Source organism: Kluyvera sp. EC_51, assembly GCF_019584505.1.
Lineage (GTDB): Bacteria > Pseudomonadota > Gammaproteobacteria > Enterobacterales > Enterobacteriaceae > Kluyvera > Kluyvera sichuanensis.
In genome coordinates, this window is sequence record NZ_VDAG01000024.1 from 127,036 (window position 1) to 150,159 (window position 23,124).

Below are 23,124 nucleotides of genomic sequence, written 5' to 3' on the forward strand. Positions count from 1 at the left end.
TAATATTCGTCATTCCCGAATAATTCAGCAAAGTAAGTATCGCAGTCATATTTACCGCCATTTTTAGACATTAAGACTTAAATATCCTGCCGTTCTATCATTTAACATCACCATAAAATGTTAATATTTAGAAACAGTTAGACACAGGATTTACTCCATAGTGAGTATTTTTTCAATTTAAGCTCAACGACCGTTTCATCGTCGTTGCCAGCACCGCCTTTTTCATGAAAAATCGCTATGTATAAAACTACATAACGAGACAAGTCGATGGTTTCAGGAAAAATGAAGTACGGGATTCTGGCGCTGATGGTATGTACCCCAGCGGTGTTCGCAAAAGACATCCGCGTCACCTACGCCGGTTCAATGGGCAAAGTCATGGATCAAGGGTTAGGGCCTGCGTTCAGTAAAGCCGATAACGGTGACTATCAAGGGCAAGGTCAGGGGGCATACGGTATGGCTCGTCTGTTAGCCAGCCATAAAATTGAGGCCGATGTGTTTGTTTCCATCAACCCTGGTCCAATGCAGATCCTCAAAGATGCCGGGCTGATTGATGAAGCCGTGCCCGTTGCCAGCACCAGCATGGTGGTAGCGTACAATCCGAAAGGAAAATATGGCGCTCAGTTTGCCGCCGCCAATCAGAAACACGATGGCTCATGGCTTAATCTGCTGGCACAAAAAGATATCAGCTTCGGGCGCACCGACCCGTACGTCGACCCGAAAGGTCAGAACATCGTCTTTACGCTGATGCTGGCGGAGAAATATTACCAGCAGCCGGGCATCGCGATGAAAATCCTCGGCAGCCTGCAAAACCCGCAGCAGACCCACCAGGAAGGCGGCCTGATATCACGCCTTGAGAGTGGTCAGGTGGACGCCGCCGCCGGCTATGAGAGCGAAATTCGCTCCGCGCACCTGCCTTACGTGGTGCTGCCAGACGAGATTAACCTGAGCAACCCGGCGATGGCAAAGCAGTGGTATGACACCGTCAGCTTCACCATTAAAGACGCCCAGGGCAAAGATCAGGTTCTGCATACCCAGCCGATGGTGTTCTACGCTGCGGTGCTGAAAAATGCGCCTAACGGTGTTGAACAAGGCGAGAAATTCGTTAAATTTATGCAAAGCACCCAGGGTCAGGCGCTGTTTAAACAGTACGGTTACGCGGAACCAAAAGGGGACGCGCTATACGCCCGCTAAACCGCCCAGCCAGAATAGCGGGCTGGCTCTCGCTGCCCGCTATTCTCTTGCTGAGCATTCCTTTTATTACCCTGGTTAGCGTTACGCCGTGGCACCATTTGCAGCTGGCATGGCGAGACGGGGATGCCATCGCCGTCTCGATGGGGCTTGGAGGCGTGGCGCTGTGCATCACGGTCGCCATTGGGCTGCCCGTTGCCTGGTGGCTTTCGCAGGCGCGCGGACGCCGCCGTTTACTGGGGGAATTGCTGGTGATGATCCCCTTGCTCACCCCGCCGCTGGCAATGGGTATCCTGTTGGTCTCGGCGCTGGGACCCTATGGGTTAGTCGGCACGTGGATCTCAAAACTTGGCGTAACGCTGGTCAACAATCCGGCAGCCTTTGTGCTGGCGCAGATATACGGATCGCTGCCCTACTTTATTGTGGTCGCCCGCTCGGCGTTCGCTACCGTGCCCAAAGATATTCTCGAAGCCGGTCAGACTCTCGGCGCTTCGGGCTGGCATCGCTTTCGCTACCTCACGCTTCCCATCGCCTTTCCCGGCCTCGCCTCTGCCGTTACCCTTGCCTGGGTGCGGGCCGTCGGTGAATTTGGCATCGTGATGATTTTCGCCTATTTTCCTCAAGGCATCCCGGTCAAACTCTATACCAACCTGCAAAACGACGGCGTAGATGCGGTGTATACGCTGCTGTGGATGCTGCTGATTGTGACCCTGCCGCTGCCGATGATGTGCTTTGCGCTAGGCAGAAGGGTTAAGTAGCGGATAGCGACGGTGCAAACCTCTATTAAATGCAATATGCCCTGTATTAAACAGGGCATATGAATGACGGATTACAGATTAAAAAACTTACAGGCTGTCATTATTTCGCTTTTCAAGCGCTTCCCGATAGCGCCGTTGTTCCACAATATCCAGATTTGGATCGAATAACACACTTGATCCTTTCACCGCAATATCGGTATCAATTTCTGTTTGGGAAGCATAGGCTTTACTGCCTTGAGGCTGCGTAGTCGTTGGGGGGATATAGGTCCCTTGGTATTGTCTATTCCCGGAACAACCGATATAGGCTAACAGGCAGGCAAACAGGAAGAAGAATGTCCATATGGTGTTATAGCCGTTAAGCGTATATCCACTGCCATACACATCCGAAAACACAGCATGAAATCTGATGGCATAAACAATCAGGAATGATGAGAGGATAACAACTCGACTTTTACCTACGGTTAAATGCTTAACTAAAAATTTTACCGTTGCCACTAGCGTGACCAAAAACAACACCACGGCAGCTAAGAGCAGCCATATCGGGAACCGCCCATATTCTTGCGTAATGTTCTGCGATAGCGTCACCAATGAAAGCACCAGGAAAGCGTTTAGCAGAAAAAGTCTGGACGCCATCGATATTTTCACGTTTTTTCCGATCGTACGGATAAACAGCACTGGGACAAGTGACGGTACGTTTATCAGCAGCGCCATGAAAATCACCCAATAGATAGAATTCATAACATTCTTCCTTTACTTACATTGCGGTCCAGCCGTTATTGGTTTTAACCAGAACAATTCTAGCTTCTTCTGGTTCTGACATTCCTTTCACGCTGGAAAAAGCATCTTTGTCAACCCAGCCAGGAACATCTGACAGTTTCCATGTATAGGATACCTGCGTTACTTTTTGACTGTCAGAGTTACCAGGTTCGGTCCACTCTTTTATTTCAGCAACAACTCTCTTCCCTACGCAAGCCCCATGCTCCTGATCCCAGAATTTAGCTTTAACACCTTTGTCTGTAGCCGATAAGACGGCAACAGGCCCGGACAGTTGCTGTTCGTATTCAATATCGATTAAACCTGATTTTTTAAGCCCCGCTAAGATAGGGCCGACATCATTTCCTCGAACATTGACTCTGACTAAAACGCCAGCCTCGCTGAAACGATAATACGCAGCGCTGTTATTTTGTTTTGAATTAAAAGAATAACAAACAGGCTCTTTGCTAATGGTCTTATTAATCGCAGTTTCAATATCCCCTTTATCTCCACAACCCGCCAGCAAAGTTGCAACTCCCGCAACTATCACAATCTTACGCATAGATGAGTCCTCTTTAATGGTCGATAGCGCCATTTCACAATAAAACCAGACGTACCGATATATCGGCGTTGTTTACCGTAGCGAATCCACGAACGTTAACCTGGTGAACGGTTCCTGTAACGCTGACTTTCTGCCCTTTCTTATCGATAAAAACAGTATCATCAAGACCAGAGTCGTCATCCAGGTAGGCAATACCGCCCCGTTGTAGGTATCAGATGTGTGCAAAAGTATACACAATAGAAATACATTACTTTAATTATTTTTTATTTTTCAATAATGTTTTCACAAAACCATTACACCTATTAAAACCTAACCAATGATAGTTAATATCTATTGTTTTTGAATTTATATAAAATGCATTGATCCTGGCTTTTGATATTTATGTGCCCAGTAGCGCAAAGCAAGTATCAAACGTTACCAGGCTTATAATCACATATCAGGATAGACCGTCTGTTTTTTATCGAGCCCTATAGTTTCTTTTTTTCGTTTATTTTCTTTCTGCCGACCCGATGCATCGTAATCGCACAACGTTCCTTAAGTGAAATATCTGAACCTGAACGGTTGTCAGCCAGAAAAATATCAATATAAAAATGCCCATCAGACTCATTGATACCTGACGAATTTGCCCAAGCATTAAATCGCTGGTGTTTTTGGTGGTTGTTATAAATACTTTTGCCCGCAGGGAGTTGGTTAGCAAATGTCGGTGGTGCATTAATAAACAAACCTCAACATGGTGCCATCAGGGGTTCAGAATTGACTAAGTTGTTGTTAATAGTGTGAGCTTGTGAGCTAAAGAGGATAAAAGTGGATGCCCGACATGAGGCAACATGATAAAAATGGCAGCGTTAGAGGTAGGGAAACAGAGCGAAAGCCAGAAATTTTAATGCCGGCATTGATGCATGACAAAATCAACATAGTTTGTTACTTATTGATTTTGGTGAATGATTGGCGGAGAGAGGGGGATTTGAACCCCCGGTAGAGTTACCCCTACTCCGGTTTTCGAGACCGGTCCATTCAGCCGCTCTGGCATCTCTCCGTTTTGATGGTTGCCATCATGCCAGGTTATTTGGCATTTTAACAGACCCAGTCTCTTCAATTGCGTTCAAGTGACGAGTTTGCGAGCAAAACGATGATTAAATGGCCCTGGAAAGCAAGTGACACTGCCGAGATAACCGACTTACCGTGGGCGGAAGCTCTGGCGATCCCCCTATTAGCGAATTTGTCTGACGACGAGCAGGTCAAACTGGTGCAGTTGGCCGACCGTTTTTTACAGCAAAAGCGGCTGGTGTTTCTGCAAGGATTGACGGCGGAGCCTATCATCGAGACGCGTATTGCCCTGCTCTTCTGTCTGCCGATTCTGGAACTCGGGATCGAATGGCTCGACGGATTCCATGAAGTGTTGATCTACCCGGCGCCTTTTATTGTTGACGACGAATGGGAAGATGATATCGGACTGGTGCACAATCAGCGCGTTGTTCAGTCTGGTCAAAGCTGGCAGCAGGGGCCGATTGTGCTCAACTGGCTGGATATTCAGGACTCGTTCGATGCCTCCGGTTTTAACCTCATCATTCACGAAGTGGCGCATAAGCTGGATACCCGCAACGGCGACCGCGCCAGCGGCGTGCCTTTTATCCCGCTGCGCGAAGTCGCTGGCTGGGAGCATGACCTTCATGCTGCGATGAATAACATTCAGGATGAGATTGATTTAGTTGGTGAAAACGCGGCCAGCATCGATGCCTATGCCGCCACCGACCCTGCTGAGTGCTTTGCCGTGCTCTCTGAATACTTTTTCAGCGCACCTGAACTTTTCGCCCCGCGTTTCCCGGCACTGTGGCAGCGTTTCTGCGGCTTCTATCGCCAGGATCCACTGCAGCGGTTGCGCGATAACAGCGGACAGGATGAAGATCCCCCAGTAGTTCACTAAAACAACATCTTGCGCTAAATTCATCCATTCGAATCAGCGAGTTAAATTTAGTGTTGACACAATTATCGGGGGCCAGTACTATGCGCCTCGTTCACACGATTCCTCTGTAGTTCAGTCGGTAGAACGGCGGACTGTTAATCCGTATGTCACTGGTTCGAGTCCAGTCAGAGGAGCCATATTTAAGAAGCCTGCTTAGGAAACTAAGCAGGCTTTTTGCTTTTCTGCCTTTGCCAAACCCCAGTACAGTTCACCGCGCCCTTCAGGACAGATTAGCCCGCAACGACAATTTCATTTCCTCCCCACGAGGATTATGATGACGCTTATTATCCTTTCTGTTCGTTGTCACCGAGAAATTGATGGACTTCATCAGCATCATTATGTCGGCGGGGAAAACCTCCGTCGATGTAGCGCTCTATACGCTGCTGCCGATCATGGTAGTTATGCTCATCGTCATGAAGTATCTGGAAGTGCGCGGCGTACTGGACGTTATCGTACGCTGGCTCGCCCCGCTGCTTAAGCCGTTTGGTCTCACCGGAATGAGCGCCTTTGCGCTTATCCAGATGAATTTCGTCAGCTTTGCCGCTCCGCTGGCAACCCTTGCCATTATGGACAAACGCGGCGTTTCGGACCGGCAGATGGCCGCTACGCTGGCGATGCTCTTCGCGATGGGCCAGGGCAACGTCTTCTATCCGCTCACGCCGTTTGGCCTGCACTGGCTGACCTCCATCGTTATCTCAATCGCTGGCGGATTGTGCGCTGCTGCGGTTACCTGGCACGTCACGGGGCGTCGGCTATCGGTGGTAGAGAACGCCCGAGCCGAGGCATTACCTGACGCCGAGAAAAACAATCAGGGAATTATTTCGGTGATTAACAGCGCAGGCTCCGACGCCATTCGTCTGGCGCTTGGTGCAGTACCCATGCTTATCCTGTCGCTAGCTATCGTTGGCGTAATGAAATCAGCTGGCCTGATTGAGATGCTCCAGCAACTGTTGATGCCATTACTGGTGTGGTTGCATATTCCGGTTAACTTTGTGCTCCCCGCGCTGGTCAAATGCGTGGCCGGCGGCACGGCCTATTTTGGCGTCGTCTCTGAACTGGTGCAGCAGGGAAAAATCACCGTGAGTCAGATTAACGCCTCTGCCGGGCTGTTAGTTCAGACCTTCGATCTTCCCGGCATCGGAATTTTTCTGGGTGTGAGTTCCCGCTTCGTTCGCCTGTTCCGCTACGCCGCCACCGGCGCGCTCGCCGGGATCGCTGTCCGCACCCTTTTGCACCTTGCCCTGTTCTGACACCGCTTCCCGGAGGCAGGCGATAACATCAGGCCGCTCGCTACAGGCAATATGCTGTTGAACGCGCGCCATCATCCACGGGAAAAAGGGGTTGGAGGTAACGCGCATCAGCGTATCCAGCCCCACGCTCAGCGTAGCCGTCTCTCCGCGCAGCGAAATTGTGCCCAGACTAATGCCGTAACGATTTTTCTCCTGCGGGTTTCGACCATAAAGTGAGTCGGTCAGCGGGAACGGCACCGCCACGTGCGACAACGAATACATATCCTGCGGCCAGGCGATCTGCAGAGGCGCCACGGTCTCCGTCAGAGCGCCAGCCTCCGTTGAGCGCGCCACCGTTTGATTGGTGTCCGGCGCGGCGTTGGTGATAACCGTGGTCGTGTATAGCCTTGGGGCTGGCGGCAGCAAGGTGTTCACCGCCGAGTAGGACGACGGCCTGAACAGCGCGCGTAAATTCGCCGCTTGGTTAATATCGAAAATCACCAGCTCACTGCCGTTATCCGGCAAATAGCGATAGAGCGAATCCACCACCGCCCGGGTGCTCACCGTGGAGTCCATTACCGATTGAAACGTGAGTACCGGCGCCAGTTCAGCCAGCCGCTTATTTTGCGACTCCTGCACGATTTGCTGCTGCAGCGCCTGAGATAACAACCACGACTGGCGCGCGGCCTTAACCGGGAACGAGTTATATTTATAAGGATTAAACTCCGGCACGACGTTAAGCCACGCCGCACGAGCAAAGGCAGGGAATATCGCGGGCAGTCCGGCAAGCCCGGCAAAACGGGCAAAGGCGGTGACACCGATCATCGGCGATAGCAGGATTATCTGCTGCGGCCGACGCAGCGATTTATCCTCCAGGCTATCGAGAGCATATTTCATCGCCAGCGCCCCGCCGTTGGAGTACCCGACAATATGCAGCGGTACATCATTTCCTGCCAGCCGCGTCGCTTCGCGCACGGCCATCCGCGTTGTTGCTACCCACTGTTCGCGGTCAACGCCGGTTAACGCCCCTGGCGCGGTACCGTGACCCGGTAGTCGGGGGACAACGGCAATAAACCCCTGCTGCTGATAACGTTGTGCCAGATAGCGCACACTGTAAGGAGAGTCCGTCAGGCCGTGGAGCAGCACCGCCGCACCGCGAGGTTTGCCCTCGGGCTGCAGAATAAAAGAGCGGTTCCAGTCAGGCTGAAACTTATCGGGATAAACCAGACTTTGGGCATAAAAACGGTTAATCGCCGTTTTCTCGTCGGCGGTCAACGTGTCGGTAATCTTATTTTTCATATCGCGGAAAATCGTCGCTTCCCGCGTCAGATAGTCCGCAAACGTCGCGTTATCGATCTCCCCGGCGGTCATTTCATCCGCCGTCCAGGTATGCCAGCGGTGCAGCGCCGGGCCGCGCTGGGATTCATAGATGCGACCGATAAAAAAGACAATGATGACCACAACCAGGCCAACAAGCGCCTTTTTTGCCCATGAGAGTATTCTCTTACCAGACGTATTCAGCAGTCGGGTTAAACGCATCATTGCCATAGTGCTATCCGGTTTATCTCTCTGTTCGTAAGGGTATATCGTAAAACCAACTGCGATCCTGCGATGTGCCTTTTAAACATAGACTAAACCAGCGGCCACTTTTCGTGGCCCAGAATAGGATGAGGTAATGAGCTGAAACGGTATGGAGAGGTAAGCAGCAGCGCCCCCCAGAGGGCGCGGCGTTAAATTTGGTAATCCAGCACCGACTCTTCCAGCTCCATCGCCTGGCGTTTAATCTCTTCCAGAGACAGCCCGGCATTACAGAGCTCAATAAAGCGCCATACATAGTTGCGCTGTAGCTGCCCGCGCTTAAGCCCTAGCCAGACGGTATTGGCGTCGAACAGGTGATGGGTATCCAGACGCACCAGGCTGCCGGACTCCTGCGGGTCGCCGGACTGCTCCGCCACGAGACCAATGCCGAGGCCCAGCTCAACGTAGGTTTTAATCACATCAGAGTCCTGGGCGCTCAGCACGATATCTGGCGTCAGCCCCTTGCGATTAAAGGCTTCATCAATACGGGAACGCCCGGTGATCCCCTGGCGATAGGTAATAAGCGGCCAGCGAGCAATGTCTTCCAGCGTCAGCGGTGAGGTGTGAGTCAGTGGATGGTCCTGCGGAACTAACAGGCTGTGATGCCAGCGGAACCACGGGAAGGCCACCAGCGTTGCGTCGTTACTGAGGCGCTCACTGGCAATGCCGATATCCGCTCCGCCGTTATGCAGCAACGCATCAATTTCCTGCGGCGTGCCCTGAATCAACTCCAGGCGCACGTCTTTGAAAATTTCCCGGAACGCTTTAATCACCGGCGGCAGGCTATAGCGAGCCTGGGTGTGCGTGGTGGCAATCGTCAGCACGCCGGACGCATCGTTGGTAAAGAGATCGGCCAGACGTCGGACGTTGCTGGCCTCGTTCAGTATGCGTTCGGCAATCACCAGCAGGGCTTTGCCCGGCTCCGTCATCCCTAACAGGCGCTTACCGCGACGGATGAAAATCTCAATCCCCAGCTCTTCTTCGAGCTCACGAATATGTCGGCTTACGCCGGACTGCGATGTATAAAGCATATTGGCAACTTCGGTCAGGTTGTAATCCTGCCGTGCCGCTTCACGAATTATTTTGAGCTGCTGGAAGTTCACGCTTCTCTCCGGGTCAATCAGACGTTGAACTATTGTTAAAGTCTGATGCCCTTGTGAACAAATAATAAAAACCAGCAAGTTATATCTGAATGGAATATAAGCTTAGCTCACCAGCAGCAGTTCACGGTTATCCAGCATTGGTCGGCTGACCAGCGACATCAGGATCTCTTTCACCGCCTGCGCCTGCGGGCTCAGTTGACCGCGCGCCGACACGTTTAACGACAGCGGCAGGCTCATCGACGGGGTCGTGATCCGCGCCATCCAGCCGTTTGCCGCGCTGCACAGCGAACGCGCCGCCGATTCTGGCAGCACCGTCACGCCCATTCCGCTAGCAATCGCAGCAGTCAGCGTAGAGATAGACTCAATTTCACCAATGATTTTTGCCGTTAATCGACGCAGCGAGAAAGCCTCATCGACACGAGCGCGAACGGCGCTGTAATCCCGCGGCAGGAACAGGTTCATCTCCGCCACCGCGGTGAGATCGACACTTTGACCTGGGCAATCGCGTGTACCAACCAGATAGAGATCTTCTTTCAGCAGCGGTTGGCTAACGATCCCAGCCAGCGGCGCGCGATCGTACAGCACCGCCATATCCAGCTGACCGTTCAACAGTTTGTCATTCAGCACGGTACCGCTATTTTCATGCAGATAAACCAGTACTTCAGGCAGTTCGTTACGCACCGCCTGCAGCAGCGGCATAGTAATAGATGACGCTGCCGTGCCTGGTGCAAGGCCAATAGAGACCGTGCCGCTGAGGGTCTGACCGACGTTATTCACCGCCAACTGCGCCTGTTCGCACTGGCGTAAAATTGTTCGGGCATGGGTATATAACACTTTGCCCGCTTCCGTTGGCGTGACGCCGCGCTTGGTGCGAATCAACAGCTGCTGATCGAGTTCTCCCTCCAGCGTCGCCACCTGCTGGCTTAAAGCGGGCTGCGCGATATGCAACACTTCTGCGGCCTGAGTCAGGCTACCGATATCGACGATTTTCACAAAGTACTTCAGCCGTCTTAAGTTCATTTTTGCCTCCGGTTCGGAATCACTGCCACGCTGGCGTTAAGTAATCGGAGGAGTTGCAAGATGCTTGCCAGTTTTAAAATAGCCCGTAAAACCGTGTAAACCTATCGCTCAGGCCCTTTTTTGCGGCTATCAGAAGTTTGTGATCTGCCCCATAAGGGGTAATTCTGCACTTTCACGGTGCAGAACAGTCAAAAAAACAACAAATGACGCGGAATTGCTGAAATTGTCAGCAAACGAACTTATTAGCGCTTTTCACCCTTTGACAAGCCGGGGTGACATCGATAATATGCGCCCCGTTCACACGATTCCTCTGTAGTTCAGTCGGTAGAACGGCGGACTGTTAATCCGTATGTCACTGGTTCGAGTCCAGTCAGAGGAGCCAAATTTAAAAAGCCTGCTTTCGAGCGGGCTTTTTGCTTTTCTGCGTTTGCCTTGCGTAAATCAGCCCGCAGCGCTTAAGCGTTTCACCTTCCTACCGACTCATCTCATACTCCACCGCTTCCCTCACCGCCACCAGCGCTTCACGCAGGCTCTCCAGCGGCACCGACCCCAGTGCAACGCGTAATGCCTGCGGGACGTTGATTGAAGTTGAGAACGGTTCAGCGGTGGAGACCAGAATATGGTTATCCATCAGCGCCTTCACGATGCGGTCGGCACGGCACTCATCGGCCAGCGGTAACCAGACAAACCAGGAGTTTGGGTGGCCGATACAGGGCAGCGGGTACAAACATTCACGGGCTAGCGCCTGTCGTTGACGGGCGTCGTCTCTTTTTAAGACCGTCGTCCGGGCCACCGTGCCGTCCTGAATCCAGTGGCTCATCAAGGCGGTGAGCAGCGAAGGCGTATTCCAGGTGGTGGCCCGGATCGCCCGCTCCAGCGCTGGTTTTAGCGAGCCGGGGCAAATCGCTACGCCAACGCGCAGTCCGGTCGCCACATTCTTTGAAAATCCGCTGACATAGACCGTTCTTTCCGGCGCGTAGCAGGCAACGGGAGGTGGCGGTTGTTCGACTAAAAAGGCGTAGGCAGCATCTTCAATAATCAGCAGATCATACTGACGGGCAATAGCGACCAGCTGCTGGCGCTGTCGGTGGCTGAGCACCCAGCCTAGCGGGTTATGCAGCGTCGGCATGGTGTAAACCGCTCGCACGTGACGCTGCTGGCAAATAGTATCGAGAGCATCAAGATCCGGGCCATCGGCAAGCGAGGGGATTGCGAGAAGCTCCAGGTGATACAGCGCCGCCAGCGCTTTAAATCCGGGGTAGGTTAACGCGTCTACCGCCACGACATCACCGGGCTGTAGCAGCCCCATTACCGTGACCGCCAGACCATGTTGGGCGCCGTTAACCAGCAAAATATTGTCGGAGTCAGGGGTAAAACCCAGGCTCGCAAAATAGCGGGCGACCATCTCGCGATCCGCTTTGCGCCCGGCGTGAGGCTGGTAGCGCAGATGCGATTCAATATCGCCGACGTTGGCGAGCTGTCGCAGGGCGTCACGCAACTCCTCGCCCTGCCCCGGCTGCGATGGGTAGTTAAAGTTCAGGTCACGCACGCCAGGCATCATCACCTGCTGGTCAACGCCATGACCCGCCGCGAGGGTAATTTCGCGCACAAAGGTGCCGCGCCCGATTTCACCACTCACCAGCCCCATCGCCTCCAGTTCGGCATAAACACGCGTGGCGGTGGCAAGAGAAATACGTTCCTCCGCCGCCAGCCGCCGGTGCGTGGGCAGCCGGGTTCCGGCTGTGAGTTGTCCATCGCGTATCCGTGCGGCGAATCTGTCAACGATCGTTTTGTATCGCGCCTTCATACAATGTATCCATGACAATAATTTGATTGTATTAGATTAAGAAAACTACCATCGCGCTGTTAATGACTCAACGGTGAGGTGGACAAAATGAAGGCAGCGGTATTTCAAACACACACAGCATCCGGCTGGTTTAACGGGCTGCTGGGCGTAGTGATTTTTAGCGGTTCATTGCCGGCAACGCGTATCGCGGTCGGCGCTATGGACCCGTTTTTTCTGACCTTTCTGCGGGCGTCGATTGCCGGGCTTCTCGCCCTGGCGCTGATTGTCATCTTTCGTGAGCGTCGCCCCACGTCCGGACAAATTTTTCCGCTGCTGGTCGTTTCACTCGGAGTGGTGGTAGGCTTTCCTCTGCTCACCGCCATGGCGCTACGCTACGTTACGGCGGCGCACTCGATTGTCTTTCTTGGGCTTCTGCCCCTCTCCACGGCGATTTTTGGCGTGCTGCGCGGGCGGGAGCGGCCACATCCGGCGTTCTGGATCTTCTCGCTGTTGGGGAGCCTGCTGGTTGCCGGGTTTGCTCTTTCACAAAACGCCAGCGCGTCGTTAACCGGCGATCTGCTGATGCTTGCCGCTGTGGGGGTCTGCGGGCTGGGCTATGCGGAGGGGGCCACACTGACGCGGCAGTTGGGCGGCTGGCAGGTGATTAGCTGGGCGCTAATTTTATCGCTGCCGATAATGCTGCTGGCGACGTTACTGACGTTACCTGCTAACCCCGGCGCCATTACGGGTCAGGCGTGGCTGGCGCTTGGCTACGTCTCGCTGTTCAGCATGCTGATTGGCTTTATCTTCTGGTACAAAGGTCTGGCTGAGGGCGGAATTGCCGCGGTAGGCCAGCTCCAGCTTTTACAGCCGTTTTTAGGGCTGGCGCTGAGCGCCTTGCTGCTGCACGAGGCGGTGAATCCGCTGATGATGCTGGTTACGCTTGGGGTGATCCTCTGCGTTATCGGCTCGAAAAAGTTTGCCCGATAGCAAAGCCCGGCGGCGCGATACCGGCCGGGCGTTACCCACTACAGCGCGGCGCGAATCATATCCAGCACCTGCATATTACGCACGGTTTCATCCAGCGGGATCAGCCGCGACGGCTCGTTGAGGATCGCGCTGGAGAAGTGGCGGATTTCAGCCTGGTAACGGTCCGACTCGCTCACCGGCAGCTCGCGTACGCCTTCGCTGGTGTGCAGCTCCAACGCGCCGGCATCATCGAGGAAGGGCTTATCGATAATCAGCATCCCTTTGCTGCCAATAATCTCCGCGTAGTTGCGACCAAAGGCGTTAAAGCCGCAGTGAATATTGGCAATCAGGCCATCATCATATTGCAGCAGCGCCGAGAGATTGGTATCCACCCCTTGATCTGTTTCGCTCACCACTTTGCAGCTCACCGGCAGACGTCCGGTCACCATGCCGATAAAGTTCACCGGGTAGCAGCCAACGTCATACAGCGCCCCGCCGCCGAGCGCGGGCTGCATTTTGATGGTGCCAGGCCGGTCGAGGAAGAAGCGGAACGAAACGTTGATATGGCGCAACTCACCCAGCTCACCGCTCTCCAGCACCTGTTTAATCACCCGTACCCGGTCGGTGTACTGGTACATAAAGGCTTCCATCAGCAGGCGGTTATGCTGCTGTGCCACCCGTTGCATGTCGCGCGCTTCATCGGCGGTAAGGCCAATTGGCTTCTCGCACAGCACGTGTTTCCCTGCCTCCAGCGCCCGGATCACCCACTCTTTGTGCAGCGAATTAGGCAAAGGAATATAGACCGCCTGAATCGCCTCATCGGCCAACAGCGCCGCGTAATCGCCATAGCTTTTCTGCCACTCCCCCACCGGCAGTTCGTCCTGATGACGCGAAGCCACGCCGTAGACGCGCGCGTTATCGGCACGTTGAATCGCCGGAATAATGGAATTTTTTGCGATTCGGGCATAGCCCAGCACGCCCCAGTTCACGACATCGCTCATTCAATGCTCCTTTTGCCAACCCTGGTTAAAAAGTCAAAAACCCGCAAATCGCGGGCTTTTGGCGTTGAATATAGACAGGCTTACAACGCGTTATGCGAGGTGCTGATATTGACCGGCATGCCGGAGCGCCTTTCGAGCGCGCCTCTTGCCCGACTACCATCCACGCCTTCACCCTGAGTAAAACTACGCAGCGCGGGCGTAATAGGCAACGGAACTTTGTTATCAGACTCATATTCTGTGCGGTTGCGCGATAATGGCTCATGCACTTCCACCCAGCGACTGCCGTCTGGCTCAACGGTGTATTTCACCGGCTGGTCGATAATCTGCACACGCGTGCCGACCGGCACGTTATCAAACAGATACTTGATATCATCATTGCGCAGACGGATGCAGCCCTGACTCACGCGCAGCCCGATGCCAAAATTCGCATTGGTGCCGTGAATGGCGTACAGGCGGCCAATATAGATGGCGTACAGGCCCATCGGGTTATCCGGCCCGGCGGGGACAAACGCAGGCAGGCTTTCGCCACGCTTCGCGTATTCACGACGGGTGTTTGGCGTTGGCGTCCAGCTCGGTGCTTCCTGTTTGCGCTCGACGGTCGTCACCCAGTTACGCGGTGTTTCTCGCCCCGCCTGACCGATACCAATGGGCAGCACTTCAACGGTGTTACCCTCCGGCGGGTAATAATAAAGGCGCATTTCCGCGACGTTCACCACAATGCCTCGACGCACCGTGTCGGGCAAAATCAGTTGCTGTGGCACCACCAGCGTGGAACCCGATTTTGGCAAGAAGACATCCACGTTCGGATTCGCCTCCAGCATATTGCTGAGCCCTTGCCCGTACTGCGCCGCAAAGGCCTCCAGCGGCAGGTGGTTATCCTGCGGCACCGTGATATTCAACGTGCTTCCCACAAGACGACTCCCCTCCGGTGGAAGCGGATAGGTCACAGCCAGCGCGCCCTGGCTACAGAGTGCCAGCGCGAACGCACACAAGAGTTTTACACGAGGTTTCATTTCCCTTTCCTCAAATCACAGCAGATGTCGGTTGATTATAGCTTTTTTACTCCGACGCGCAGCCTTTAACCGGATGAGAAATCACCCGGTTAAAGGTTAATCAGTTGTTACATCGAAACCGGCTTACGCTTTTGTTTCATCATCGGCTGGCATACTATCGATAAAAGCCGCACACAAGGAGCGAACGATGAGTAATACGGGCGTGAGTCTGACCCCAGAACAAGCGCTGGAGAAACTCCAGGCGCTGTACGATCAATCGGTAAGTGCATTACGTGACGCTATCCGTCTGTTTATTGACGACCGCTCATTACCCAGCGCCGAAGCGCGGGCAAACGGGCTATTTGTCTACCCCCAGCTTTCGGTCTCCTGGAGCGGCAACGCGCACAAGGCGCAGAAAACCCGCGCGTTTGGCCGCTTTACCCACTCCGGCTGCTACACCACCACCATCACGCACCCGGTGTTGTTCCGCAGCTACCTGCTGGAGCAGCTAAGCCTGCTGCACGAAGATTACGACGCCCATATTGAAGTCAGCCTGTCGCATCATGAAATTCCCTATCCGTACGTGATTGATGGCCTGAACCTCGATCGCTCGATGAGCGCTGACCTGACGCGCTTTTTCCCTACCACCGAGCTGTCGCAGATTGGCGATGAAACCGCGGATGGCCTGACCCACTCCACCGATTTCTATCCGCTTTCGCACTTTGACGCCCGCCGCGTGGATTTCTCGCTGGCGCGTCTGCGTCACTACACCGGCACCCCGGTCGAACACTTCCAGCCGTTTGTGCTGTTCACTAACTACACCCGCTACGTCGATGAGTTCGTGCGCTGGGGCTGCAGTCAGATCCTCGATCCTGACAGCCCGTACGTATCGCTCTCCTGCGCAGGGGGAATCTGGATCACCGCCGACACCGAAGCGCCGGAAGAGGCTATTTCCGATCTGGCGTGGAAAAAGCACCAAATGCCAGCCTGGCATCTGATCACCAAAGATGGGCAAGGGATCACCTTAATTAACATCGGCGTCGGTCCGTCGAATGCCAAAAATATCTGCGACCACCTGGCGGTGCTGCGTCCGGACGTCTGGCTGATGATCGGCCACTGCGGCGGCCTGCGTGAAAGTCAGTCGATTGGCGATTATGTACTGGCCCATGCCTATCTGCGTGACGACCACGTGCTGAACGCCGTACTGCCGCCGGATATTCCCATTCCGAGCATTGCCGAGGTGCAGCGTGCACTGTACGACGCCACCAAGCAGGTGAGCGGGATGCCGGGCGAAGAGGTTAAACAGCGACTGCGTACCGGGACGGTAGTGACCACCGACGATCGCAACTGGGAGCTGCGCTATTCCGCGTCGGCGCTGCGCTTCAACCTGAGCCGCGCCGTGGCGATTGATATGGAGAGTGCGACCATTGCCGCGCAAGGATATCGCTTCCGCGTGCCGTACGGCACGTTGCTGTGCGTATCAGACAAACCGCTGCACGGTGAGATTAAGCTGCCCGGTCAGGCAAACCGTTTTTATGAAGGGGCGATTTCCGAGCACCTGCAAATTGGCATTCGGGCCATCGACCTGCTGCGCGCGGAAGGCGATCGTCTGCATTCCCGTAAGCTGCGGACCTTTAACGAACCGCCGTTCCGTTAAGCCAACATCAGCCGGACTCTGGTCCGGCTTTTTTTATCAAACGCAGAAAAGCAAAAAACCTGCTTAGTTTCCTAAGCAGGCTTCTTAAATATGGCTCCTCTGACTGGACTCGAACCAGTGACATACGGATTAACAGTCCGCCGTTCTACCGACTGAACTACAGAGGAATCGTGTGAACGAGGCGCATATTATCGATGTGCCCCATTGTTGTCAAAGCCTGATTTGCACAAAATAATTCGTTTGCCGATTTATTCTTCGATTCGGCTGAAAACTGACTTTTATTGCCGATTTTCACCGCAATCAGGCTGTTACGCGGCGTCCGTTTTCTTGGTCGGCACGTATTTCCACGCCCAGCGGCCGGTTATCAGACGACGGTAGAACAGCACCGCACGTGCGCCCCAGTCGAGGAACATCCCCATCCAGACGCCGACCACGCCCCAACCCAGAAGAATACCCAGCACGTAGCCTACAACCACGCGACAGCCCCACATGCTGAGCATGGAGACCCACATGGCGAAGCGTACGTCTCGCGCCCCTTTAAAGCCCGCTGGCAGCACCCAGGAGGCGGCCCAGATTGGCATAAAGGCAGCGTTCATCCACAAGAGAATTTTCACCACGTCTTTGACGTCCTGCTCGTGGGTATAGAACGACGCGAACAATCCGGCAAACGGCGCCGTCCCCCAGGCTATCAGGGTCAGTACAATGGTCGACATCCAGAACACGTGACGGAGCTGACGTTCCGCCTGGGCAAGCTGCCCGGTCCCCAGCCGCTTACCGGTGATAATGGTGGATGCCGAACCCAGGGCGTTCCCCGGCAGGTTAATCAGCGCCGCCACGGAGAAGGCGATAAAGTTACCGGCGATAACGTCGGTCCCCATCCCGGCGACAAACATCTGTGTCAGCAATTTACCGCTGTTAAACAGCACCGACTCGACGCTTGCTGGAATACCAATCCCCATCACTTCCCAGATAATGGCGAAATTGAGCGGCTTGAAATAGCTTTTGAGCGGAATACGCAGCGCCGGGTTAAAGCCAACCATCAGCACAATAATGGTCACTACTGCGCCAATGTAGCGGGAAATGGTCAGCCCGAGCCCTGCCCCGGCAAACCCCATGCCGTGCCAGGAGAACGCCCCGTAAATCAGGAAGCTACTGATAATAATATTGAGGATGTTCATCCCGCCGTTAATCATCAACGGGATTTTAGTATTCCCCGCCCCACGCAACGCGCCACTGCCGATAAGCGCAATCGCCGCCGCCGGATAGCTCAGCACGGTCAACTCAAGGTAGGTCAACGCCAGCCCTTTCACTTCCTCGGTGGCATCACCGGCAACGATATTAATAATTCCGGCACCAAAATAGTGGATTACCGCCGCCAGGATGGTAGCGAACAGAGTCATGATCACCAGCGATTGCCGTGCCGCCGCTCGCGCCTTACGGCGGTCACGTTTACCAAGGCTGAAGGCAACCACCACCGTCGTCCCAAGGTCTATCGCGGCAAAGAACGCCATGATCACCATATTGAAGCTATCGGCCAGACCCACGCCCGCCATCGCCTCTTTACCCAACCAGCTGACGAGGAAGGTACTCAACACCCCCATCAATAAAACGCAGGTGTTTTCCAGAAAGATAGGTACGGCAAGGGGGGTGATTTCACGCCAGAAGAGAACTCGATAACTTTTGCGTTTTTTGTACCAGGGCGTGCGGGCAACGGCCTGGCGAAGTGCGGCGGTGACGTTCAAAATGGGCCTTAGATCAGAAAGTTGAAACTCCATTTCAAATGATGATGGAGAATTCCCGATCCTGCAAAACATTTTTCCTTAATTTTTGTCGGGAATGGCGACAAATTGTTGATGGAATAGGCAGTCGCGTCACAAGACCAGAATTGATGTTTGACAAAAATTTTTTCGCCGCTAAGATACGACTCCACACCGATTCCTCTGTAGTTCAGTCGGTAGAACGGCGGACTGTTAATCCGTATGTCACTGGTTCGAGTCCAGTCAGAGGAGCCAAATTTAAAAAGCCTGCTTTCGAGCAGGCTTTTTGCTTTTTAACCCCTATCCGTTTCAGCAATTCGCACCAGCACCACCCCCAGCAGCGTCAAATCGATGACAACCGCAAAGGCAAACCCATAGCCATGTATACCCGGCGCCGCATTGGCCTGGATAAGCAATACTGCGACTAGCGCTGCCACGCTACTCAGCGCATTGGCAACTTTGTTGCCAGCCATCAACCGCCCATGTGCCAACCCCAGCCCCAGGCCACCGGCGACGATTCCCGGCAACAGCACCAGCCCCGTTTGCCCACCAAGCAGGCTAAGCAGCACCAGCAGCCACCCCACCGCCGAAAGCGGAAAACCGTAGCGCACCATACTGCCTGTGCTTGCCAGCATCATCCCTACCGCAAAGCTCAGGCCCAGCGCAAAAAGCTGAGCCAGACTTTGGATTACGCTGACCGCCATCGATAGCTTCACCAACAGCCCCGCTCCGGCAATCGCCGCACTCATCGCTATTGCCCGCTCAGCGATATTTTTATTCATTGGCGCAGTGTTGTTTACCCGTACGCTCATCGTTTTCCCCTTCGGTATTATCATGAGATTAACTCACCCTCTTGTTTCTGCTGGGTAGACTACGCCGCCTATAAGGCGTAAAACAAACGCATAGTTTTCAGCCATAGATGAGAAAAACTCAGCCATGAGAAAAGTCAGATTGCCACCGCTTGGGGCGCTAAGGGCGTTCCATGCGCTGGCGGAACAGCTCAGCTTCAAGCGCGCGGCAGATGTCCTCGGCGTGAGCGCAACGGCGGTCAGCCATCAAATAAAACTTCTGGAGTCGGTACTGGAATGCCGGGTCTGTGAACGCAGCGCTCAGGGCGTTAGCCTGACCGAGAGTGGCAAAGTGCTTTATGCAGGCACCCAACGCGCCTTTAGTGCACTGGAAGAAGCGACGGCGCAGGTGCTGCAAGCCCATCAGCCACCCGCGCTGACGGTCACTACCACCTCTAATTTTCTCACCCACTGGCTGGTGCCGAGACTCGCGGATTTCAAAGCGGAATGTCCAACCATCGACCTGCGGCTGCATACCAGCGTCGAGCGTGTCGATCTCAGCCAGCATACCGTTGATGTGGCTATCCGCTATCGTGAGATGCCGGAATCCTCGCTGCACTGCACTCTGCTGCATGCAGACCGCTTTATCGTTGTGGCGAGCCCCGCGCTAGCGCTGCAAAAGCCCGAAGATTTAGCCAACGTCCCCCTATTTCACGTGGAAAACCGCCAGGTTCCGGCCGATGAACCTAGTTGGGCAAACTGGAAAAAGCGCTATGGGCCTCAGGCATTAAACCTTCAGGCGGGGTTGACCTTCAGCGATGAAACGCATGCGCTGCAGGCGGCGGTAGCCGGGCAAGGTGTAGTGATTGCCAGCGAGTTACTGGCGAGAGATTTACTGCAACGTGGGGTACTGATGATGCCGTTCGACATGTCGCTGCCGGGCGCGAACTACTATCTGGTGGCAACTGAAGAGAACGCGCAGCGCCGGGATATTACGGCGCTACGCGAATGGCTTTTGCAACAAATGGCGGGAGAATAGCCGTTACGCTGGCAGCACGATATTGCTGCCAGCCAGCGTTCCCATGCGGTTGTACATGGTGCAGGCCGACTCAACGATATGCATCGCCATCGCTGCACCGCTGCCTTCACCCAAACGCATCTCCATATGCAGATACGGTTCCAGTTCCAGATGCGCCAGTGCGATACGCGCGCCCTTCTCGGCGGAGAAATGGGAAGGGATCAGGTAGGGTTTCACGGCAGGCGCAATACGGCAGGCCGCGAGTGCAGACGCGTACGACAGGAAGCCGTCCAGCACCACCGGCAGGCCACACGAGGCAGCGCCGAGCATCACGCCTGTCATCCCCAGCAGATCGTAACCACCGACCTTCGCCAGAACCTCAAGGCCGTCAGCGGCGTTGGGCTGGTTCACTGCAATAGCGCGACGAACCACATCCACTTTATGCGTTAGCTGCGCCTGTGGCAGGTTGGCGCCAATGCCCACCACTGCCTCCGGCTCGCTGCCGGTCAGCACGCTGACTACCGCAGCGGCTGGCGTGGTGTTTGCCATGCCCAGCTCGCCCACGCCAAACAGCGTTACGCCCTGCTCTGCCAGGCTACGGGTATAGTTAATTGCCGACAGCAGCACGGTTTGCGCCTGCTCGGCCGTCATAGCCGCCGTTTGAGCGATGTTGCCGCTGCTGCGTGTCACTTTCATATCGATAAGGCCTGGGATGGGGTCAGCATCAATGCCCACGTCAATCACGTGTACGTCCGCGCCTGCCTGTGCAGCGAGAACGCAAACGCCGGTATTGTGGCGGGTCATATTCATGGCCTGAATCGCGGTCACCACCTGCGGCGAAATGGCGACCCCTTCGTGCCAGACGCCGTGATCGGCGCACATCACCAGAATCGCTTTCTTGTCGACGCTCGGCGTGCCCTGTAGGCCGCGCATGCCCGCAAGCTGTACCGCCAGCGCTTCCAGACGCCCGAGGCTGCCCGTCGGTTTTAATAGCCCATCAATATGCTGCTGCGCCTGCGCCATCGCGGCGCTGTCCATTTCTGGAATAGTCGACAGCAGTGAAGCCAATGTTGTTTGCATTATTATTCCCACGTAGTCATACGCTGGCTTACAAAAGCGCCAGCAAGAAAATCACTTCGCCCAACTCGATACTTGCGCCCAGCGTGTCGCCGGTTTGCCCACCCAGCGTACGCTTCAGCAACTGGCCCAGAATAAAGACGCCGACAAAGGCCACCAGCAGCGCTTTCAGGCCATGTACGCCCAGCATGGCGGTGACCAATGCCCCTGCAATGACTAACGTCACCCAGGTCTGGCGGAAGCTGATTTTACCGATAAACAGATTACCCAGCCCTTCTTCGCGGGCATAGCGGTGGCGATACATCATCAGCACCGAGGCGCCGCGACCGGCGATACAGGCGCTGGCGATCGCCGCCAGCATAGGAGTGTCACGTAGCGCCAGTTCGCTGACCGCCAGCACTTTTGCCAGCAGCACAAAGATCAGCGCCAGACCGCCGTGGGTGCCCAATCGGCTATCGCGCATAATTTCCAGCATCTTCTCGCGGCGACGTGCGGAGAACACGCCGTCACAGGTGTCCGCAAGGCCATCCAGGTGGAAGCCGCCGGTCAGCAGCGCCAGCGCCAGAACGCTAAAGAATGCCGCCAGCGGAATACCACACCAGCTCTGCACAATCATGAAGACCAGGCCGCTTATCGCCCCCAGTAACAGGCCAATAAACGGGAAGGTAATGACGCCGCTCACGTAACGGTCCAGATCCAGCCCCTGCGACCAGCGCTGTGGCACCGGTAGACGGCTCATAAAGGAGAGTGTGGCGAAAAACAGTCGACTCATTTTATTTTGACTCCAATCCCTGATACCACCAGCCAGACGTCATCTGCCGCCTGCGCCAGCTTTTGATTTACGCGCCCGGCAATGTCGCGAAAATGCCGGGCCAGACGATTCTCGGGCACGATGCCCATTCCCACTTCATTGGTCACCAGCACAATCGGCGACGGGCAGCGCTGGCAGGCCGCGATCAGCGCATCGATTTCGCCATTGACCTGCGCCTCAAGCGCCGCGAAGTCCCAGCGCTCAATCTCTTCCTCGTTTCCCGAGGCAAAGAGAATATTGGTGACCAGCGTGGTGATACACTCCAGCAGAATCGCTTCTGAAGGATCGTTATCAGGCGTAATGATGTCGGCAAGATGCTGCCAGCGCTCTTCGGTGCGCCAGTGTGCAGGACGGTCGTCCCGATGATGCTGGATGCGTGCGGCCATTTCGGCGTCGAAGATTTGTGAGGTCGCGATATAGCAAACCCGGGGGTATTTGCTGAGTAACGATTCCGCGTGACGGCTTTTTCCGCTGCGCGCGCCGCCGGTCACCAGTATCATGATTGCGCTTCCAGATGTTGCTGCATTGTTGGCGAGATCCTTTGATATCAACACGTTCCCACATAACCGTGGCTAATATATCAAACAGAAAGCTTTATACTCCGCATTGCTCGCGATGTCACTGGATTGTCGAAAGGTCGAAGAAGAGAGAGTGCAGGAAGGAATAAAACAAGGACCAGGTGGCCGCTGGCGCAGCCACCCGTTAATGACGGTTACTCGCCTTTCTGCTCGCCCATCACTTTCAGTTTCTTGGAGATGTCGCGGCGTTCTTTGGACAGCTCAGCATTTTTGATGATGTAATCATCAACGCGATCTTCGTAGTCGCCTTTCATGCTAGCGATGATGCCCTGAATAGCTTCAACGCTCATGCCTGGTTTGATGTAGTCGCTGAGGTTATCCAGCAGCAGCACGCGTTTCTGGTTGTCACGGATCTTTTTCTCAACGTCCTGAATTTCACGCTGCAGTTTGTTCTTACGACGGAACAAACGTACGAATTCCAGTACGTCCTGAAACGAAGGTTTCGTGGTTTCCATTTTTATACCCCTGATATGTTGAGACTCGGATTCGTTAAACAACGGCTACACGATAAGGTACACATTAGTCATATACCCTTC

22 protein-coding genes, 5 tRNA genes and 1 pseudogene are annotated in these 23,124 nt (G+C 54.6%); 10 read left to right on the top strand and 18 right to left on the bottom strand.

Annotated elements, in window-relative coordinates; translation table 11 throughout:
• The first annotated feature begins 282 nt into the window (after positions 1-282).
• Entirely contained in the window at positions 283-1,191 is a 909-nt protein-coding gene (locus tag FHC49_RS06725; RefSeq protein ID WP_220439339.1) for an extracellular solute-binding protein, read from the top strand.
• Between the two features lie 14 nt (positions 1,192-1,205).
• Positions 1,206-1,946 carry an ABC transporter permease subunit gene (locus FHC49_RS06730; RefSeq protein ID WP_220439425.1) on the top strand — a complete coding sequence of 247 codons (741 nt, stop codon included), beginning with the start codon at positions 1,206-1,208 and terminating at the stop codon, positions 1,944-1,946.
• Positions 1,947-2,033: 87 nt separating this feature from the next.
• Here the strand turns inward: FHC49_RS06730 and FHC49_RS06735 are convergent, their stop codons facing one another.
• From FHC49_RS06735 to FHC49_RS06750, 4 genes are all read right to left on the bottom strand, one after another.
• The gene (locus tag FHC49_RS06735; RefSeq protein WP_220439340.1) at positions 2,034-2,684 is read right to left on the bottom strand and encodes a hypothetical protein; all 651 of its coding nucleotides are present in this window, start codon (positions 2,682-2,684) and stop codon (positions 2,034-2,036) included.
• Between the two features lie 16 nt (positions 2,685-2,700).
• Positions 2,701-3,261, bottom strand: coding sequence for a DNA-directed RNA polymerase subunit beta (locus FHC49_RS06740; protein WP_185670140.1), 561 nt, complete (start codon positions 3,259-3,261; stop codon positions 2,701-2,703).
• 467 nt (positions 3,262-3,728) lie between these two features.
• Positions 3,729-3,983: a hypothetical protein gene (locus FHC49_RS06745; RefSeq protein WP_220439341.1), complete on the bottom strand. Its 255-nt coding sequence runs from the start codon at positions 3,981-3,983 to the stop codon at positions 3,729-3,731.
• Positions 3,984-4,207: 224 nt separating this feature from the next.
• A tRNA-Ser gene (locus FHC49_RS06750) sits at positions 4,208-4,297 on the bottom strand.
• Between the two features lie 93 nt (positions 4,298-4,390).
• Between FHC49_RS06750 and mtfA the strand changes: the two genes are divergently transcribed.
• The 3 genes from mtfA to FHC49_RS24345 all read left to right on the top strand — a co-directional run bounded on the left by mtfA (position 4,391) and on the right by FHC49_RS24345 (position 6,474).
• Positions 4,391-5,185 carry a DgsA anti-repressor MtfA gene (gene mtfA / locus FHC49_RS06755; protein WP_185670139.1) on the top strand — a complete coding sequence of 265 codons (795 nt, stop codon included), beginning with the start codon at positions 4,391-4,393 and terminating at the stop codon, positions 5,183-5,185.
• 100 nt (positions 5,186-5,285) lie between these two features.
• Positions 5,286-5,361: transfer RNA gene (locus tag FHC49_RS06760), tRNA-Asn, on the top strand.
• Between the two features lie 180 nt (positions 5,362-5,541).
• Positions 5,542-6,474: a nucleoside recognition domain-containing protein gene (locus FHC49_RS24345; RefSeq protein ID WP_255581205.1), complete on the top strand. Its 933-nt coding sequence runs from the start codon at positions 5,542-5,544 to the stop codon at positions 6,472-6,474.
• On the opposite strand, the pseudogene FHC49_RS06765 reads toward FHC49_RS24345, so the two are convergent.
• From FHC49_RS06765 to nac, 3 genes and pseudogenes are all read right to left on the bottom strand, one after another.
• Positions 6,391-7,995, bottom strand: a pseudogene (locus FHC49_RS06765) (alpha/beta hydrolase); the annotation flags it as partial. The gene FHC49_RS24345 and the pseudogene FHC49_RS06765 sit on opposite strands and share 84 nt — an antisense overlap.
• 188 nt (positions 7,996-8,183) lie before the next feature.
• The gene (gene cbl / locus FHC49_RS06770; RefSeq protein ID WP_185670137.1) at positions 8,184-9,134 is read right to left on the bottom strand and encodes an HTH-type transcriptional regulator Cbl; all 951 of its coding nucleotides are present in this window, start codon (positions 9,132-9,134) and stop codon (positions 8,184-8,186) included.
• A gap of 102 nt (positions 9,135-9,236) precedes the next feature.
• Positions 9,237-10,154, bottom strand: coding sequence for a nitrogen assimilation transcriptional regulator NAC (nac, locus tag FHC49_RS06775; protein ID WP_185670136.1), 918 nt, complete (start codon positions 10,152-10,154; stop codon positions 9,237-9,239).
• A 306-nt stretch (positions 10,155-10,460) separates the two neighbouring features.
• Between nac and FHC49_RS06780 the strand changes: the two genes are divergently transcribed.
• A tRNA-Asn gene (locus tag FHC49_RS06780) sits at positions 10,461-10,536 on the top strand.
• A 90-nt stretch (positions 10,537-10,626) separates the two neighbouring features.
• Here FHC49_RS06780 and FHC49_RS06785 read toward each other — a convergent pair.
• Entirely contained in the window at positions 10,627-11,961 is a 1,335-nt protein-coding gene (locus FHC49_RS06785) for a PLP-dependent aminotransferase family protein (protein WP_220439343.1), read from the bottom strand.
• Positions 11,962-12,048: 87 nt separating this feature from the next.
• Between FHC49_RS06785 and FHC49_RS06790 the strand changes: the two genes are divergently transcribed.
• Positions 12,049-12,930: a DMT family transporter gene (locus tag FHC49_RS06790; protein ID WP_220439344.1), complete on the top strand. Its 882-nt coding sequence runs from the start codon at positions 12,049-12,051 to the stop codon at positions 12,928-12,930.
• 38 nt (positions 12,931-12,968) lie between these two features.
• On the opposite strand, the gene FHC49_RS06795 is transcribed toward FHC49_RS06790, so the two are convergent.
• Entirely contained in the window at positions 12,969-13,910 is a 942-nt protein-coding gene (locus FHC49_RS06795) for a Gfo/Idh/MocA family protein (protein ID WP_220439345.1), read from the bottom strand.
• 80 nt (positions 13,911-13,990) lie between these two features.
• Positions 13,991-14,923, bottom strand: a complete 933-nt coding sequence (gene ldtA, locus FHC49_RS06800) for a L,D-transpeptidase (protein WP_185670131.1) — start codon at positions 14,921-14,923, stop codon at positions 13,991-13,993.
• Between the two features lie 187 nt (positions 14,924-15,110).
• On the opposite strand from ldtA, the gene FHC49_RS06805 reads away from it, so the two are divergent.
• Positions 15,111-16,559 (top strand): AMP nucleosidase, encoded by a 1,449-nt coding sequence (locus tag FHC49_RS06805; protein ID WP_220439346.1) that lies wholly within the window; start codon positions 15,111-15,113, stop codon positions 16,557-16,559.
• A gap of 91 nt (positions 16,560-16,650) precedes the next feature.
• Here the strand turns inward: FHC49_RS06805 and FHC49_RS06810 are convergent.
• The 3 genes from FHC49_RS06810 to FHC49_RS24650 all read right to left on the bottom strand — a co-directional run bounded on the left by FHC49_RS06810 (position 16,651) and on the right by FHC49_RS24650 (position 18,489).
• A tRNA-Asn gene (locus FHC49_RS06810) sits at positions 16,651-16,726 on the bottom strand.
• A 141-nt stretch (positions 16,727-16,867) separates the two neighbouring features.
• Entirely contained in the window at positions 16,868-18,334 is a 1,467-nt protein-coding gene (locus FHC49_RS06815; RefSeq protein ID WP_255581206.1) for an EmmdR/YeeO family multidrug/toxin efflux MATE transporter, read from the bottom strand.
• Positions 18,310-18,489, bottom strand: coding sequence for a DUF5951 family protein (locus FHC49_RS24650; protein ID WP_220439348.1), 180 nt, complete (start codon positions 18,487-18,489; stop codon positions 18,310-18,312). Before FHC49_RS24650 ends, FHC49_RS06815 begins: the two co-directional genes overlap by 25 nt.
• A 6-nt stretch (positions 18,490-18,495) precedes the next feature.
• On the opposite strand from FHC49_RS24650, the gene FHC49_RS06825 reads away from it, so the two are divergent.
• Positions 18,496-18,571, top strand: a tRNA-Asn gene (locus FHC49_RS06825).
• A gap of 38 nt (positions 18,572-18,609) precedes the next feature.
• Here FHC49_RS06825 and FHC49_RS06830 read toward each other — a convergent pair.
• Positions 18,610-19,128, bottom strand: coding sequence for a hypothetical protein (locus tag FHC49_RS06830; RefSeq protein WP_220439349.1), 519 nt, complete (start codon positions 19,126-19,128; stop codon positions 18,610-18,612).
• 124 nt (positions 19,129-19,252) lie between these two features.
• Between FHC49_RS06830 and FHC49_RS06835 the strand changes: the two genes are divergently transcribed.
• Complete coding sequence (locus FHC49_RS06835) at positions 19,253-20,143, top strand: LysR substrate-binding domain-containing protein (RefSeq protein ID WP_220439350.1); 891 nt, start codon at positions 19,253-19,255, stop codon at positions 20,141-20,143.
• 3 nt (positions 20,144-20,146) lie between these two features.
• Here the strand turns inward: FHC49_RS06835 and cobT are convergent, their stop codons facing one another.
• The 4 genes from cobT to FHC49_RS06855 all read right to left on the bottom strand — a co-directional run bounded on the left by cobT (position 20,147) and on the right by FHC49_RS06855 (position 23,043).
• On the bottom strand, positions 20,147-21,202 hold the full coding sequence (gene cobT, locus FHC49_RS06840; protein ID WP_220439352.1) for a nicotinate-nucleotide--dimethylbenzimidazole phosphoribosyltransferase: 1,056 nt from the start codon (positions 21,200-21,202) through the stop codon (positions 20,147-20,149).
• Between the two features lie 28 nt (positions 21,203-21,230).
• A complete protein-coding gene (gene cobS / locus FHC49_RS06845; RefSeq protein ID WP_185670125.1) occupies positions 21,231-21,971 on the bottom strand; it encodes an adenosylcobinamide-GDP ribazoletransferase in 741 nt (246 codons plus the stop codon).
• Entirely contained in the window at positions 21,968-22,513 is a 546-nt protein-coding gene (cobU, locus tag FHC49_RS06850) for a bifunctional adenosylcobinamide kinase/adenosylcobinamide-phosphate guanylyltransferase (protein WP_185670141.1), read from the bottom strand. The genes cobS and cobU overlap by 4 nt, the downstream gene beginning before the upstream one ends.
• Before the next feature lie 209 nt (positions 22,514-22,722).
• Positions 22,723-23,043, bottom strand: a complete 321-nt coding sequence (locus FHC49_RS06855) for a DUF496 family protein (RefSeq protein ID WP_035894853.1) — start codon at positions 23,041-23,043, stop codon at positions 22,723-22,725.
• Positions 23,044-23,124: the final 81 nt, after the last annotated feature.